This window comes from Paenibacillus sp. 01T431 (genome assembly GCF_056398625.1).
In genome coordinates this window covers 359,554-375,019 of record NZ_JBFTPT010000004.1, presented here as the reverse complement: position 1 = coordinate 375,019, position 15,466 = coordinate 359,554, and the positions used below count along the sequence as shown (strand labels likewise).

General features: G+C 44.5%; 13 protein-coding genes. 1 reads left to right on the top strand and 12 read right to left on the bottom strand.

The annotated features are described in order from the left end of the window. Positions 1–82: 82 nt before the first annotated feature. The 11 genes from AC1DM9_RS09435 to AC1DM9_RS09385 form a co-directional block, all read right to left on the bottom strand. Positions 83–436, bottom strand: a complete 354-nt coding sequence (locus AC1DM9_RS09435; RefSeq protein WP_441882267.1) for a zinc ribbon domain-containing protein — start codon at positions 434–436, stop codon at positions 83–85. A 337-nt stretch (positions 437–773) separates the two neighbouring features. Next, positions 774–1,844 carry an acyltransferase family protein gene (locus AC1DM9_RS09430; RefSeq protein ID WP_477579633.1) on the bottom strand — a complete coding sequence of 357 codons (1,071 nt, stop codon included), beginning with the start codon at positions 1,842–1,844 and terminating at the stop codon, positions 774–776. Then, on the bottom strand, positions 1,789–2,640 hold the full coding sequence (locus AC1DM9_RS09425) for a D-alanyl-D-alanine carboxypeptidase family protein (protein ID WP_477579631.1): 852 nt from the start codon (positions 2,638–2,640) through the stop codon (positions 1,789–1,791). The genes AC1DM9_RS09430 and AC1DM9_RS09425 overlap by 56 nt, the downstream gene beginning before the upstream one ends. Continuing rightward, positions 2,592–3,764: an alanine racemase gene (gene alr, locus AC1DM9_RS09420; RefSeq protein ID WP_477579629.1), complete on the bottom strand. Its 1,173-nt coding sequence runs from the start codon at positions 3,762–3,764 to the stop codon at positions 2,592–2,594. Before alr ends, AC1DM9_RS09425 begins: the two co-directional genes overlap by 49 nt. A gap of 5 nt (positions 3,765–3,769) precedes the next feature. Further along, positions 3,770–4,846, bottom strand: a complete 1,077-nt coding sequence (locus AC1DM9_RS09415; RefSeq protein WP_477549328.1) for a D-alanine--D-alanine ligase family protein — start codon at positions 4,844–4,846, stop codon at positions 3,770–3,772. A gap of 118 nt (positions 4,847–4,964) precedes the next feature. Beyond that, positions 4,965–6,173: a VWA domain-containing protein gene (locus tag AC1DM9_RS09410; protein WP_477579627.1), complete on the bottom strand. Its 1,209-nt coding sequence runs from the start codon at positions 6,171–6,173 to the stop codon at positions 4,965–4,967. A gap of 1 nt (position 6,174) precedes the next feature. Further along, positions 6,175–8,502 (bottom strand): DUF5682 family protein, encoded by a 2,328-nt coding sequence (locus AC1DM9_RS09405; RefSeq protein ID WP_477579625.1) that lies wholly within the window; start codon positions 8,500–8,502, stop codon positions 6,175–6,177. Next, positions 8,499–9,590 (bottom strand): ATP-binding protein, encoded by a 1,092-nt coding sequence (locus AC1DM9_RS09400; protein ID WP_477579623.1) that lies wholly within the window; start codon positions 9,588–9,590, stop codon positions 8,499–8,501. The genes AC1DM9_RS09405 and AC1DM9_RS09400 overlap by 4 nt, the downstream gene beginning before the upstream one ends. Then, complete coding sequence (locus tag AC1DM9_RS09395) at positions 9,566–11,374, bottom strand: HEAT repeat domain-containing protein (RefSeq protein WP_477579622.1); 1,809 nt, start codon at positions 11,372–11,374, stop codon at positions 9,566–9,568. The genes AC1DM9_RS09400 and AC1DM9_RS09395 overlap by 25 nt, the downstream gene beginning before the upstream one ends. A gap of 21 nt (positions 11,375–11,395) precedes the next feature. Beyond that, positions 11,396–12,835, bottom strand: a complete 1,440-nt coding sequence (locus AC1DM9_RS09390) for an SWIM zinc finger family protein (protein WP_477579620.1) — start codon at positions 12,833–12,835, stop codon at positions 11,396–11,398. Between the two features lie 130 nt (positions 12,836–12,965). Further along, positions 12,966–13,970, bottom strand: coding sequence for an aldo/keto reductase (locus AC1DM9_RS09385; protein ID WP_477579618.1), 1,005 nt, complete (start codon positions 13,968–13,970; stop codon positions 12,966–12,968). A gap of 183 nt (positions 13,971–14,153) precedes the next feature. Here AC1DM9_RS09385 and AC1DM9_RS09380 point away from each other — a divergent pair, with 183 nt between their 5' ends. Beyond that, positions 14,154–14,954, top strand: a complete 801-nt coding sequence (locus tag AC1DM9_RS09380; RefSeq protein ID WP_477579617.1) for an AraC family transcriptional regulator — start codon at positions 14,154–14,156, stop codon at positions 14,952–14,954. A gap of 51 nt (positions 14,955–15,005) precedes the next feature. Here the strand turns inward: AC1DM9_RS09380 and AC1DM9_RS09375 are convergent, their stop codons facing one another. Then, positions 15,006–15,434, bottom strand: a complete 429-nt coding sequence (locus AC1DM9_RS09375) for a GNAT family N-acetyltransferase (protein WP_076266124.1) — start codon at positions 15,432–15,434, stop codon at positions 15,006–15,008. Positions 15,435–15,466 lie beyond the last annotated feature (32 nt).

The following is a 15,466-nucleotide window of genomic DNA, read 5'->3' as shown; positions in this document are numbered from 1 at the left end:
CCTTTTAAGCATGAATGGACTATAACCTTCCTTCAAGCTAAATTCTTTGTATGTTTCCATTAAAGCTGAATTTGAAATAGCATCACTTGCGTCGTCTTAATATCGTTGGATCATATATTTCAACAAATCCGCATTGCATGCAAGAAACAAATAAATAATGTTGATATTGAATGTTTAGAAGCTTGCTTAATCCCGCACCTGTCATAGCCAATTCATTAATATCGCACTCATTATGATTACATTTTGTGCATTTGAATGAATTCGCGATGCTGTTGTTTATATCATACTCATCCAGTTCGAGATCTGATTCTTCAAGCTCATTCTCTTGCTCATCAACAAAGGGATCTAAATGCTCATCAAGAACCTCTTGTTTACATTCCGGACAACAATTATGCTCGAGTATAACGCTGCTGCCGCACCAAGGACATTCAATCACGGCGTTGCTCCTTCCTATCTAATGCGTTCTCAAAACGTAAGCTTAAGGGAACGATTCTTATTTTCTCAACATCTAAACATATTCGTTGCTGCGCTGTCTTTTCCTCTCCTTTCATACAAACACGAAAAAAAAGACAAAACACCACTTTCGATGTTTTGCCTTTTAACGTTACGAATCTTTGGATCGGTTAGCCATATCGATGATCATTACGATAAGCACGAGTAGTTGAATGAGCAGTTCGTTACTCATTGCAATCCCTCCCAGCTGCATGTAATGCTCCTTCGCTGCGGCTTCTCCTCTCGTTCATTTGCTTAACGAACATCTCCCATTATCATATCTATGGTCGTAACTTAAATTTTATGACGGATATTCGTACGGCGAGTGCTGCCATAACGATAGATGCAAGACATACAGCGACAAAATGAATGAGGCTATTTGTAATGAATAAAGCTTCCAGCTTCACGAATTCAGCTGCTCCTCGAACGAGTACGATAGCGATAGGATGCAATATATAAATCCATACTCGCCACTCCCTAAATGCTTTTCCAGACCGGCCTTTCCAGGATAACGCCCAGTGGAACAAGAAGTAGGTTGCTGGCCATGCAAATACGTACATACTGTCATGCCGCGGAAATTGTATTGCTTTCAGAAGGGATGCTTCGGCTATCATTAGTGCTAACGAAATCAGAAACAAACCCGCGTAGTTTATCGGCGTTCTAGCAGGCTGTGGACGTTTTGCTGCCCATATGCCTAATATGAGATAAATCGGTGCATAGAATAAACCATTGCGTGTATAATCAAAAAATTGAAACAGCCATTCATAGACATGTTTTAGAACAGCTATGTTTTCCGTAATTCCATAATAACTATCTCCGAAGAGTCCTACTATATAGAGCAACAAACCAACAACGAGCAGCATGGAAAGCGACATTTTCTGATGCAAATAATACGTAAGAACAAGTCCAATGATTAGCGCAGGCAGATACCATAGATGATAAAACGTACCGTCAAAAACTATATCTCTTATAAAGGAACCAAAGGTAAAATGAGTAGAAAAATCACCTTTGTACATATTCAAAGGAATGTACAATAAGACAGCAATCAGATATAAGATTCCGATTTTCTTTAAATACTTGAACAACGCTTTTTGATCTTTAACTTTATATCCTGTCAGCTTTCGGAAGAAAAAGAAGCCCGTTGACATAAAAAATATAGGCACCGCTAATCGCGAGATGATTCCGCTGAATAGAAAGTCAAAATATTCGTTATACGAGAGCAGCGGACTGGTGTGATTGGCAATAACGAATAGGGCCGCTATAAATTTAAGCCAGTCGAGCCCACTATAATTGGGTTTAGAGACCATGTGATCTTTGCCCTTTTCCAGTAAAAGCCGTAACGATAAAACCATCCCTATTATTTCCTGATATTCGATATAGATCACCATTTAGGATGGGAACAGTCGTGGAAGGTCCATCCTCTGCCGGCACATAATAAATTTGCACGAGCATGCTATCTGTTTCTACGGTGAGATAATTCCCGCCATAAGTATATTTTCGGACAAAATCGATGTACTCCTCCAAGCAAAAATCATGCTGCTCCATAATTTCGGCATGAGGATAACCGACATAACGAAAATGCCAAGGCTCACAAGAGATGTTTGTTATAGCCTCTTTTCCTGCTTTGTACCGCTGAATAAAGCCATTTTTTGCAGCAAGCTTCTTGAATGCCATATAGATGCCGCTATCTGGAAAAGATGGCGCAATAAAGTCGACATGCTCATCTATTTTCCCAACATCGATGGCAAGTCCCGTTTGGTGTTCGCTATGACCTGGCAAAGCCACATAACAAGCGGTATACTCGTCTCCATTTTCCACTAGAGAGGTTTCATAGATTTGCTCCTGCTCCTCTCTCGAGCGATAAGCGCTAACTGCAATAATATCATTCATGGCTTGAGATTCATTTAGAAGTATATTGAAATCCTGCAAGCATGTTTTCTCTAGCAACAAACCTTCCTCAAGCAATTTTATATCAGGATTAGTATGAAGCGGGATCAACTTGTCGAGTGAAATGGACTGTTTTATAGGGTTGGCTTGATTAACCAATACCAGATGTCCTTCATACATTTCTGCACGACTAACTTGAACAGCTGTATGCTTTACATAACCGCTTTCTTGAATGGTTTCAATTTGGTTCGGTTGCCCCAATTCGTCCAAGCCTCCTCTACGTCCTTGTATTTCCTTGTTACTCTAGCTGTTAGCGACGTTGATATTTCCTGTGCTACGCTCCCAATATGGGCGGCTAGCTCTGTAAATGTGATCTCTTCTGCTCCCTGTCGTCCGATTAAAGTCACCTGTGTTCCTTCCGCACAAGGTCCTGGCAGCTTGACCATGAGCTGATCCATACATATTTTGCCGACGACTTTTGCCCGTTGTCCATTGACCAGCACCTCGGAATTTTGCATGCTTTGTGACCAGCCGTCTGCATATCCAATCGGAACTGTGCCAATCCATTGCTCTTCTTCTGCCTGATAGGAATTGTCGTATCCTAGGCACTCATCTTTGCGCAGCTTCTTTACTTGTATGAGCTTGCTGTGCAAGCTCAAAACAGGCTTGAGCTTCACAGATTGCACAAGCTTTTCAGGATAAAAGCCGTACATCGCCGCCCCTATGCGTACCATATCCATTGCAAGATTAGGAAATCGGAGTGCAGCTGCACTCCCCGCACAATGATAATGACGAATATGAAGACCGGACTTTTTGCTCCATTCCATCATCTCCATAAAGCGTTTCGTTTGCAGCTCAAGAAATGTCGTATCTACTTTGCCTGCGGTTGCAAAATGAGTGTAAAATCCATCCACTTCGATATCTGGCGCTTTTAGCCATGGCACAAGCTTGTCCCACTCTTCTATTGATTGAATACCAATTCTCCCGAGCCCCGTATCCACTTTCACATGGATAAGAAGCTTCTTGGCAGATGCAGTCGGTTTGTATTTTCTCATTTCCTTAAACCATGTGGCATTTGTAACGGTTAACATCAAATCATTCTCGATGGCTAAGTGTACATATTCAGCGTCTATTGGTGTCAAAATAAGGATAGGCAGCTTCATGCCATAGGATCTAAGGCGGAGCGCTTCCTCTAAATAAGCAACAGCCAGAACATCAGCGCCTGCTTGTTCAGCCATATGCGCAGATTCGAGATCGCCATGTCCGTAGCCATTTGCTTTCACAACTGCCATCAGCTTGACATGGTTTGGCAGCGTTTCGCGAATCTGAATAAGATTGTCTTGAATATAATTCAAATGAATGTCAGCCCAAGTATCTCTAAGCATACCGATCACCTCGTGTACTGTATCGATTGTTTTTCAGCATGACGCATGATAGCATAATCAATTAATTTCTCGACAAGCTCCGAATATCGAGTTCCATTCGTCCGCTCCCACATGACCGGATACATGCTGTAATTCGTAAAGCCAGGCAGTGCATTGATTTCATTCAAATACAACTGTCCCTTGCCATCTAAGAATAAGTCTACCCGTGCAAGACCCGAGCAGTTATGAGTATGGTATGCTTTGATGGCTAGCTGCCTAATTTGCGACGTGATTTCTTCGGATAGATGCGCTGGAATCGACATCTTTAGCTGCTTATCCATGTATTTGGACTCGAAATCGAAGAAGACATGGTCATGGATGAATTCGCCTGGCAGTGATGCAAGCGGCTTCTCATTACCCATAACAGCCACTTGAATCTCTCTGCCGATCACTTCACGCTCAAGCACAATTTTGTTGTCATACTTAAATGCTTCGGTAATGCCAGCCACCAGCTCTTGTTTGTCGTGGCATCTGCTGATGCCGATGCTTGATCCAAGTGAGGCTGGCTTCACATAACAAGGATAACCAATGGTCTCCTCTGCCATTTGAAGTACCTTTGAATGATCTTCGAGCCATTGATCATATCGATAAACACGGTAGTCGACCTGATGAATGCCTGCTTGCTCTAATAGCTGCTTTGAGATGGCTTTGTCCAGTGTAAGCGCTGAGGATAATACACCATTCCCAACATAAGGAACATTAAGCAATTCCAGCAGCCCTTGTACGGTTCCATCCTCTCCATATGAGCCATGCAGCAGCGGCAAGACAACTTTTTTTCCTGGCAATGCGAATTGACTCATTAAAACCTGTCCAATGGACTCGGCTTCACTCCTAAGCTTGGGCAAAGCTATAAGATCGGTTAATTGAAGTCCTTCTTGATTTAACTTGTCAGGCGTACACCATAGTCCTTCTCGCGTAATGTAAATGGGGAATACTTCAAATTTAGAATCATCTATGGATTGAATAACGGTGTATGCTGTTTTTAATGAAACCTCATGCTCGACGGATTTGCCGCCGTATAGGACATATAGTTTTGTTTGCATAAAAAAAAACCTCCCAAAATCGACTTGTTATCTATTACTAAAGATAACAATCAATCGTTAAGAGGCTTGTAAGTAAAGTTTAATTAAAGCTTAAGATTCCATAAACTGTTTATAAGGTTTATTTACCCGCTGGATCAATTGCGCTAGCAAGCTCCTGCAAATCTCGCCCTTGCAACGCGCCTGCAATCAGCTCTGGAAGCCTGTCCGGCGTACAGCCGAAGCATGGAATGCCAAATGTGGACAGCTTCTTTGCAAGCGCAGCGTCATAAGAAGGAACTCCGCTATCCGACAAGGCTAACAAGCAAATTACGCTAACGCCGGATTGCCGCATATTTTCCATCCGCCTAATAAGTGATGCTTGGTTGCCGCCTTCATAGAGATCTGAAATTAGAATAAACAATGTTTTCTTGGGGTCGCTAATAAACTGCTCGCAATATTGAACTGATTTGTTAATGTCTGTGCCGCCGCCGAGCTGAATGCCAAACAACATATCGACTGGATCATTGGCACATTGCTCGCTTAAATCAGCAACTTCAGTATCGAAGGCGACAACATGTGTATCCAAGGCAGGCAAGCTCGCAAAAATAGAACCAATAATAGAAGCATAAATGACCGAATCCGCCATCGAACCGCTCTGATCGATATCGAGGATAACGGTCCATTCCTTACTCCGCCGAGCGCGTTCAAAAAAATAAAACCGTTCTGGAATAAGCTTTTGGCTATCCAAATCATAATGTTTCAAATTTCTGCGGATTGTCGTTTTCCAATCCAGCCCTGTCATCGAAGGCAACGGTGAATGTTTTCTTCGGTTCAAAGCGCCTGTAACGGCTCGCCGAATTTCATGCTCCAAGCGAGCTAAAATTTCATCGACGACCTCGCGAACGAGTAATCTTGCTGTTTCTTTTGTTTTCTCAGGGATACGGCCTTTTAACGCAATGAGTGTCGCAACCATCCGAATATCAGGCTTCACCTGACTTAGCGTCTCCGGCTCGAACAACAGCTGTGTCAAACCCTTCCGCTCAATGGCATCCGCTTGAATGACCGATACAATATCAGATGGAAAGAAGCTGCGAACGTCACCTAGCCATTTGGTTAATTTGGGCGATGATGCGCCAAGACCAGCTGAACGACCACCGCTGTTTTTGGGTTTGTCCGTCATAATCTCAGTTGTTTCATCATAAATGGCTGCAAGAGCTTGATCCATCAAGCTCTGTTCATTATCGAGCAATTCCTGGCCATTCGCCATGTCCGATAGCTTGTCGTTTGCAGAATGTCCCAAAATGAGGCGCCAACGCTTTAATTGTTCGAAATGCTCATTATCGCTCATATTATAAGTCTCCAAAGTCGAACTCATTGAGCTCATCTATTTTTTGTTGCTCCTCACTGCTCAGTGGGCGCTGCAATACATCGGCCGCCTCTAAGGATCCAAAACCCCATATATCACCTAATAATTGCGCAATCGCGTTTTTTTCTCTAGCTTCAAAGGATGAAAAAGCTCTTCTAAGAAAAACAAGCGATCGTCTGAACTGCTCATCATCAAGCGATCTTGTATATAGGTCGAGCTGTTCCCATAACTGCCTCCGAGACAGCAGCACGTAACGATTGCGGAGTGACATGCCTTCAAACCAGCCAGCTCCAATATCAGCAGGTATCCCCGGGGATAATCGTCTCGATACCTCTCGTGCTAACCGTTCATGATCGATGAGGTTGCGCTCAAGCAGCAAAGCAAATGCTAGACCTGACAGTTTAGCATTCCGATCATCGCGATAAGCAAGCTCCTCTAGTTGCTGTACCCATCGCTCGTCATCCACGACCTCAAAGTGCTGCTGTGATACAGCATGCATATCGATAATTGCTGAAGCCATATTTGCCGCGGCATCGTCACTGCAAATCGACGAATCAACAAGGAGCAGCGTACCTCTTAAAAAAAGCTGTTGAAGAAGAGGTACTAACACATCCGTATTCATTTTTCGAACATCGCCAAATTGTACTAGAATAGACAATTCACGAAGTGTCGCTGCAATTTGAGTATAGTCACCCGCTTCTACTGCCAGCTCTTGCAGTGTGCGACGCGCATCTTCCATAGATGCGGGCAGCCCGCATTGCCATGCTGCCTTAACGAGCGACGCAGCGTCTAATATGTTAGTGCTCTGCGCTAAAGACTCCTTAATAGAGAAAGCAGCTGCTAGTTCGATCGTCTCCCCTTTCATGATGGACTCAACGATCTCAATCTCGGCTTCTGGCGTCCAGCAGAGCACCCAGTGTTCTGCCCATGTTGCGCCGTCCTGCTTGACTGCGCGTTTCTTAGCAAAGCTAATCGATAGGAGCTGAAGGCGCTCAAGAAAAAAAGATCTTCTTAAATCAAGAAAAGCAGCATCCTCGGATTTCACTCTTCTGTTCTCTCGTAGATCCAGCTCAAGGTCAGTTGCTACCGTCGTTTTATATTTTTCCAGCTTTAACGATTTCAAGTTTCGATTAAGATCCTCTTGAATAGGGGTTTGGCTGATACCGTCTGGCAAAGCACCAATAGCAGTACCAATATTCGTTCTTGCAAGCGCATCTGCTACAATCGAAAGCTCGCCATATCCAAGACAAGTAATGGCGGCATCTTGAAGATCACGCAGCGTCGGCAATCTTCCTCCGTGCAGGGATGCCAGTGATTCAGCTAGTCTTACTGCTTCGATAACAGAAGCTGCGGAACGGAAATTCCCGCTCTGCCGCATATAACCTGCAATCGTTGCTAGATAAGCGGAAGACAACTTTCCAAGGTCACCACTGACTAAACATTGCCAAGCAAGCTCAAAATAGGACGGTGCCGCGTTACCCGCTCCATAGCCTGAATGACTGGATAACTTATAATACGAATAGGGCATAAGCGTCAGCTTGGTCTGAATCTTAGGCAATGCTGCTGCTTCTTGCTCAGTCATACCATCCAATTCCGCTTCGAGTGCTGAAACATGATACGCTCCGGTAACAACTACAATTCGCTCAGCTGGAATGCCTCCTTCTATCGCCTCAGCAATTCGTGCACGCATGTAAGCTTCGCGAATTTCATTGTGAGCGGCCTCTAGCGGTGTATATATCCGTTCATCCGTCTCAGATAGCTGCCTCATCTCACTTGAAAAAGCATGAATAGCATGGCGGTAGGTATTAGGCTCGCTGCTATGTTCAAACGAACGTTCCCAATAGGTTTCGTAATCGGATTCTCCCGCTGATATAGCCACTTGCTCATAACGATCATTGATTTGTTCACGATGCGAGCGGGCACCTTCGGCATAATCTTCTTTATCACTAGCAGCACTTAATTTCAAGTGAAGGCTAACCGATATATCGGACGGCAAATCGATGAATCTGGCTTCAACGCCATTTCTAGCTGCCCATACGAATGCTTGATACTCAGGGGAATACTCTGCTAACGGAAAAACAAGCGTACGGATTGGCAATTGATCGGTATATGCTAATATGGCAATGGGCGGCTTTACACCCTTTAATGTGATTTGACTAATAAGCTCCGTTGCATCTGATGGCCCTTCTACGAGTACCAGCTGCGGCTTTACTTCTTGAAGAAAAGTTTGCAGATGAAATGCCCCGGTTGGTGAGAGATGCCTTACGCCGAACAAATGAACGCCGTAATTGGATACGGCAGCCGTACTCACGAACTCAGCTCACGGCAAGCACGATATAGCCCTCGCCACTCGGCTCCACGTTTTTTCATCACATTTTCCAAATATTCCTTCCATACCACATCATCTTTTGCTTCATCCTTAACGACAGCTCCAAGCAGACCGGCAGCGAGGTCCTCTTCAGCAACCTGCCCATCCCCAAAGCTGCTTGCCAGCGCCATACTATTAATAAGCAAGGATATTGCTTCCGCAGTTGAGATTGCACCGCTTGGCTGCTTCAGCTTCTCTTTGCCGTCTAGTGTCATCCCGCTGCGCAGCTCGCGGAAAATGGTTACAACCTTGCGTACAGCTTCCTCTTCAGGAACAACCTCACCGAGCCGATAATTGGAAGCAATCTCGCTTACCCGTTTGCGTACAATGGCTACTTCCGTATCCAAATCTGATGGTGCCGGCAGCACAACGATGTTGAAACGACGCTTCAAAGCGGCGGACATATCGTTGACACCGCGGTCACGCGTATTTGCGGTTGCAATAATGGAGAAACCTCTTGCAGCGGGAATATCTCTGCCTAGCTCAGGTACAGAAATCGTCTTCTCCGATAAAATGGAAATTAAAGCATCCTGTACCTCTGAAGCGCAGCGTGATATTTCTTCAAACCGCGAAATTCCTCCTGCCTCCATCGCACGATAGATCGGGCTTTTGACAAGCGCTTCCTCGGACGGACCATTAGCAAGAAGCATTGCATAATTCCATGAGTATCGTACCTGTTCTTCACTTGTACCAGCGGTTCCTTGAATAACCTTAGATGAATCGCCATGAATGGCCGCCGTCAAATTTTCCGAGAGCCATGACTTTGCTGTTCCCGGCTCACCTATAAGCAATAAGGCTCGGTCAGTAAGCAGTGTCGCAATCGCAATTTCAACGAGTCTTGTGTGACCAATGTATTTTGGCGTAATATCTACCTTGCCAGCTCGGCCACCTGTAATAAAAGTTAATACTGCCCGCGGTGACAGCTGCCAGCCTGCCGGTTTCTCTCCAGTATCATGTTTCTTCAGTGCTTCGAGTTCATGTGCATATAACTGCTCTGCAGGCAACCTTAAGATAGTTTGTTTTTGATCCATGCTAGAAATCCCGCTCCTTCTGGTTTCGATTCAAGCTCCGCTGGCTTAGCGGCAATGTGTTCGGCTAGCTGCTTTAATTGGTCACGAGAGTACTCGCTTGACATCTTATCCGCGATTTGCTGAAGCCTATCCGCAAATTCCCTCGGAAGCATAGCAATTAATAGCTGCAAATCTCGGTCCATATAATAAAAGGATTTTTGCGTAGAAAGCTCCAGTGATGACATTAGCATCTCTGGCGTATCAGTATGTCCGAGCCGGAATAACGTGTACAAAATATGAATTGATCGATGCTTCATCAGTTGTGGCGCTACTTTCGCTTTGTCGACTAAATAGTGGATTGCCCTCTCATTAGGGCGTTCCACTAATCGGCATACAAGCTCTTCCTCATTTAATGTGATAAAGCGATCTGCCCATCTCGCATCCCAGCTCCACTGATTTTGATGTTGCGTAAATGCGGCTTGCACAACCGTATGAGGAGTAAGTTCATATATGGCTTGTATTAGCTCGCGTGCAACTTTACTCTTTTTCTCTTCTACATAACCTTCATACCTGTCAAAAACATCTGCTGGGCTTAATACTTGTCGTGCGGCTTTGAACGAATACGCGATCAAATAGGCGCGGCGATTGCGAAGCTCATGAAGAAACACTAATGCCTCATTATTTTTGGAATCTAATAATATTTGAGCTGCTTGGCTCATCATCGGTTCCATCTCTTGAAAATAAAGCTCATCATCATTTAACATTTGCATCAGAAATTCTCTTACAGCAACAATGTCTGCTTTGGATTGAAAGCAAGTGATGACGCTGCTGAACTTTTCTTGGAAGCCCGTATCTTGTTTAGCTGAAACGACATGTTCAGCCAGCTCTAAACCATAAACCAACAATTGCTCGGTTAATGCAGGAAGCTCACACGCTTGAATGGGAGCTATGGCGATGTCTGTATCTTTTTTCTTTAGTGATTCCATCAAACGGTCAACGACTTGTGTAGAATCGAAGTGGGACAATGCCATTAAAGCTGCGCTGCGAATCTCTTTTTTTCGATCATGCGACAGATCGAGCAAATGTTCCTCGAAGCTAGGCAAACCAGCCGTAAGCGATATCGCAGCTATACGTACCGGCAATCCTCCATCCTTCTGCGCTGCCAGCAGAGTTGGCCATAGTTCCTTCTCGTCCTTCGCCAGCTTATAAAGGCATACGAGCATTCTCGCGTCGCCGCTGCCTCCCTGCATATCAAATTCCGCATGCAGAATTGGCAAGGCAGCTGAACCAAGAAGTGGGATGACATGATCTGCGACATATTCAGCAATTTCAGAATAGCCGTCTCTCAAAGCGTTGACGGCTGGTGCGAATGTTCTTACATCGTTGAACAGTCCTGCCTCAACCCCTTGTTTAATGGCTTCGAGCCGATTGGGACCGCGAAGCGTCAGCGAATCAATAAGCGGCTTAAGCTTTCGATAAGGGGTCGTCGTGATCGTTTTGTTATTTGCTGCTTCTATGCCAACGGGCAGCAGCTCACCTGGCGCTTCAATAGAGCTTTGTGTATGCAAGACCGCTTGCAGCAATACCGATAAATCCAGCAGCTTGTCAGCCTCATTCTCTTGCTTAGACCTCGTAACACTATCGACTTCTTCTGCTATTCGTTTGAAAATGGGTGCCTTTTCACCAAATTGCTGCAGCTGAGGGAGCGATCTTCTCAAACGCGCATCATCTGCCGCCATGCCCGCACCTGCTATGATTAAACGGCGAACGTCTTCATACAATTCTCGCAATAATGGAATACTCATGTTTTGCTCCTTCGTCAACCATTAATAGAATAAGCGGATCATTTCTTGTTCGGTAATTAGAGCCAAAGGCTGTGCCAGCAGCTTTCCTTCTGCGAGTCGATCCTCGAACATGACGAGTACCGCCACATTTGCAAGCAGTTCTATATCTAAATAACGTAGTAAAGGTAACGTAGGATGATTCAGCTTTGAGATGGCATCAAGTGGAAGCCTAGCTCCTTGCTCATCAACTAGAACATATCCGCCTTCCGAATTTGCCACCTGCGCAGCATGAAGCAGCATGACCGGGTTGCGGTCAGCTAATGGATTTTTGAGCTGATTTTTCACCGTTTTTACTGCCGCTGAATAGGATCGCTCTGCATAAGAACGAATAACAACACGATCACTTGGAATCCATTCACGCATGGTCATCTCTTCCCAGCGAACCCTTTTATTCAAATCGCCTGGATAAACGAATAACTCCTTCGTTTGGACAACCATAAAGCAGCTATCCTCTTCCTTCATATGTTTGGCTGCTCGGAAAGGCCGATAGCTGCGTGTGATAACGATTTCTCCATCTTGAAGCTGCATCCAATACCCTTCATCCACATGTTCACCGCGTGCTTCGTCGGAATAGGAGCGGAAAGATAGCTGTACAAGCTCAGCTGCTTCACGGAGAAGTCCATGCTCACGCAGCTCAGCTAACTGCCATGCATGGCCAATTTTTTCTTCAAGAGGGCTTGAGATATCCATTGGGATGCTCGAATCTTCCATTCGCGCCTTCAAATAATCCCGGCTGCGCTTAATTAAAGCATGCATAGCAGCAAGCTGCTCACAAACCTCCGAATAAATCGTCTCCGGATTCTCACTTGAGCCTACTAAAACCAATATCTCTCGAAATGCTGCTTGGAGCCCGGGTATGTAGTGATTGCCAAGCTGTTTTGCTTGTTCCTCATACATATGAAGAGAGCGTTTATCCAACGAAGCTAAACCGCTTTGCACGATTTGCTGCACAAGCTTGTGAACGAGCTCGACCCCTTCAAGCTGTGAAGCGAGTTTCTTGATAAGAGCGTTTTTGTTAACCTTGCGTTTAGTCTCTGTACCTGCTGGAATCGCGGCAGCTTCCTTCTTTTTCTCTTCACGCTTGTCCGCTTTCTCGCGCTTATCTGCAATATCCGCAGGTATCTCTTCCGTTGAAAAAGCCTTTCCTCCAGCATATGCATACAAAAGTCCTAATATATGTTTGCATGGAAATTGACGGCTTGGACAGGAGCAGCGAAATACAGGTTGTTCGGCTTTTACGAAATCAACGGAGCAGCTATAGGGCTCTTTGCCGCTTCCCTTACATTCTCCAAATAGCAACAATCCGTCTTCCGTACGGCATAACTTCTGAAAGCTGTTTTTGCGTACGAGATCGTTACCGTTTTTGATTGCTCCCGCATTGGGCGCCATTGCATCGATGAAAGCTTCAGTAAGATGGGTCATAGTTTCCCTCACTCGTTTATATTGATTTCCTTCGTTTATTTCCACAAAACACGTATCATTTCCTGCTTTTGGGTTCATTTACAACGTTTAAAGCAGAGAAAAACCCAGGCGTATGCGCCTGGGCTTGGTATTACCATGGAATATCTCCAATATTGTTCATAATAGCGTCGATCTGGGCTAATTCTTCAGCAGTCAGCGGAGCACTCTCCAGTGCCTTTACATTCTCTTCAATCTGGCTTACGCGGCTGACACCGATCAATGCTGAGGTAACTCCACCTTCACGCAGAGCCCATGTTAATGCCAATTGGGATAAGGTTTGTCCCCTTCTTGCCGCTAGCTGCTCTAGGCTGCGGAATTTTCGAACCCGCTCTGCCGTGATCGCTTCTGGTTTCATCGCGCTGGAAGCTGCACTCGATTCCGCTTCGATTTTATCGACATACTTATTCGTCAGTTGTCCTCTTCCAAGCGGGCAATAAGCGATCGAGCCTATGCCATTCTCAGAAAGTACATCCTGCAAACCGTCTTCAATCCAACGGTTCAGCATGGAGTAATTCGGCTGATGAATCAGGCAAGGCGTCCCTAGCTGTTTCAAAATTTTCACAGCAGCGCTTGTCTGCTCCGCACTGTAGTTGGATAAACCTACATACAAAGCTTTACCCTGTCTTACCGCATGATCTAACGCGCCCATTGTTTCCTCAAGCGGCGTTTCTGGATCAGGACGATGGGAATAAAATATATCGACATAATCAAGTCCCATTCTCGTTAAGCTGCGATCCAAGCTGGACAGCAAATTTTTACGTGAGCCCCATTCGCCGTATGGACCTTCCCACATGTAATAGCCCGCTTTTGTAGAAATTAGAAGCTCATCGCGATAGGGAGCCAAATCCTTCTTATATACTGCTCCGAACGTTTCTTCAGCAGAACCGGCAGGCGGTCCATAGTTGTTTGCTAGGTCAAAATGATTAATGCCGAGATCGAACGCTTTTAAAAGCATTGCACGTGAGTTTTCAAGCGGTTGATTGCCGCCGAAATTTTGCCATAGACCAAGGGATATCGCAGGCAGCTTAATTCCACTTTTGCCTGCGCGTTTATACAACATATCGGAATAACGTGATGAATCAGCAGCATAAGGCATTTATCATATTCCCCTTTGTTTTTAGAATGATTTCGTTGTTTGATACATGCTATAATGATTACTTGCAACATCATTGCTTTTAAAGTATAGCTTAATTTTGCTGCAATAAGGAATGTCCACATGCAAGTCATATATGTCATAATGTAATATATTGAAGAGCTACAATTGAGGAAGTGACAACAAATGTGCGAGCATTATGATCTGGTCTATTATTATCATGGGAAGCAGTTCTGCGAAGCTGGCTATAGCTGGGGACCCGGCGTTAAGGATCATTACAAAATTCTATTTATTCATGAAGGTAAAGGCACCTATCAGATTAACGGAAAAACATATGCCTTAAAAAAAGGACAAGGCTTTATGGTATTTCCAAATACGATATGCCATATGAAGGCGGATCTTCAAGATCCGTGGGTCTATTCGTGGATTGCTTTTCAAGGAACATGTGTTGACGGATTACTTGAACAGGTCCACTTAAGCAAAACGGCACCTTCATTCTCGTATGCTCCAGCAAATTGGTTTGAGCCTTGGTTAGAACAGTTTAATGATGCAGGGGAACTTGAGAAAAACAGCGGTCTTGTCGTTCATAGCCTGCTCTATCGCCTTATTTCGGATTGGATCGATATGCTGACTGCCCCTAATCAAATCGGTTATTTGCCTAAAGCAAAGGATGTTTATGTTCGTAAAGCGATCGATTATATCAAAATGAATTACTACACCAAAGTAAGCATTACTGAGCTGGCCAGACTCATCGGCATAGACCGCATATACTTATCCGCCTTATTTAAGGAAGTAGTAAACCAATCGCCGCAAACCTACTTATTGCATTATCGAATGGATAAAGCTTGTGATCTCATGAACAATCAACAGCTTTCGGTATCTGATATTTCCCACTCCGTCGGCTATAACGACCCTCTTCTCTTCTCGAAAATGTTCAAAAAAGTGAAAGGGATATCTCCTAGTCATTATCGCAAAGAAATTGTCTAATTTCTTCAAAAAAGAGAGCCTGCAGGAGCAGGCTCTCTTCATCATTATTATTTAATGTGATAAATCTTTAACCATCTTAACATGTGGAATATTCTCTTCCATAAAGACGGTGGATGCTACCTCATAACCTTGCTTCTCATAAAAAGCTGCTGCTTGAACTTGTCCATGCAGCTTCGCTTTCTTAAGCCCCTTTTCACGCGCGATCAACTCAAGCTCATCCATGATTGCTTTGCCGAGTTTATGCATGCGGTGTGAAGCTAATACGCAAATCCGCTCTATTTTTGCCATATCATCGACGATCCGCACTCTGCCTGTTCCAACAGGTACATTCTCGTAATATACAAGAACATGATCAGCGATTGCATCGTATTCATCAAGCTCTACTTCCTCCGCAACGCCTTGCTCTTTGACGAAGACTGTTTTTCGAATCAGGTACGCTTCTTCCATTTGCTCATCTGTCGTTACACGTTTTGTTTCCATCTTTCTCTTTCCTTCCATTAAGAAATCTCTAT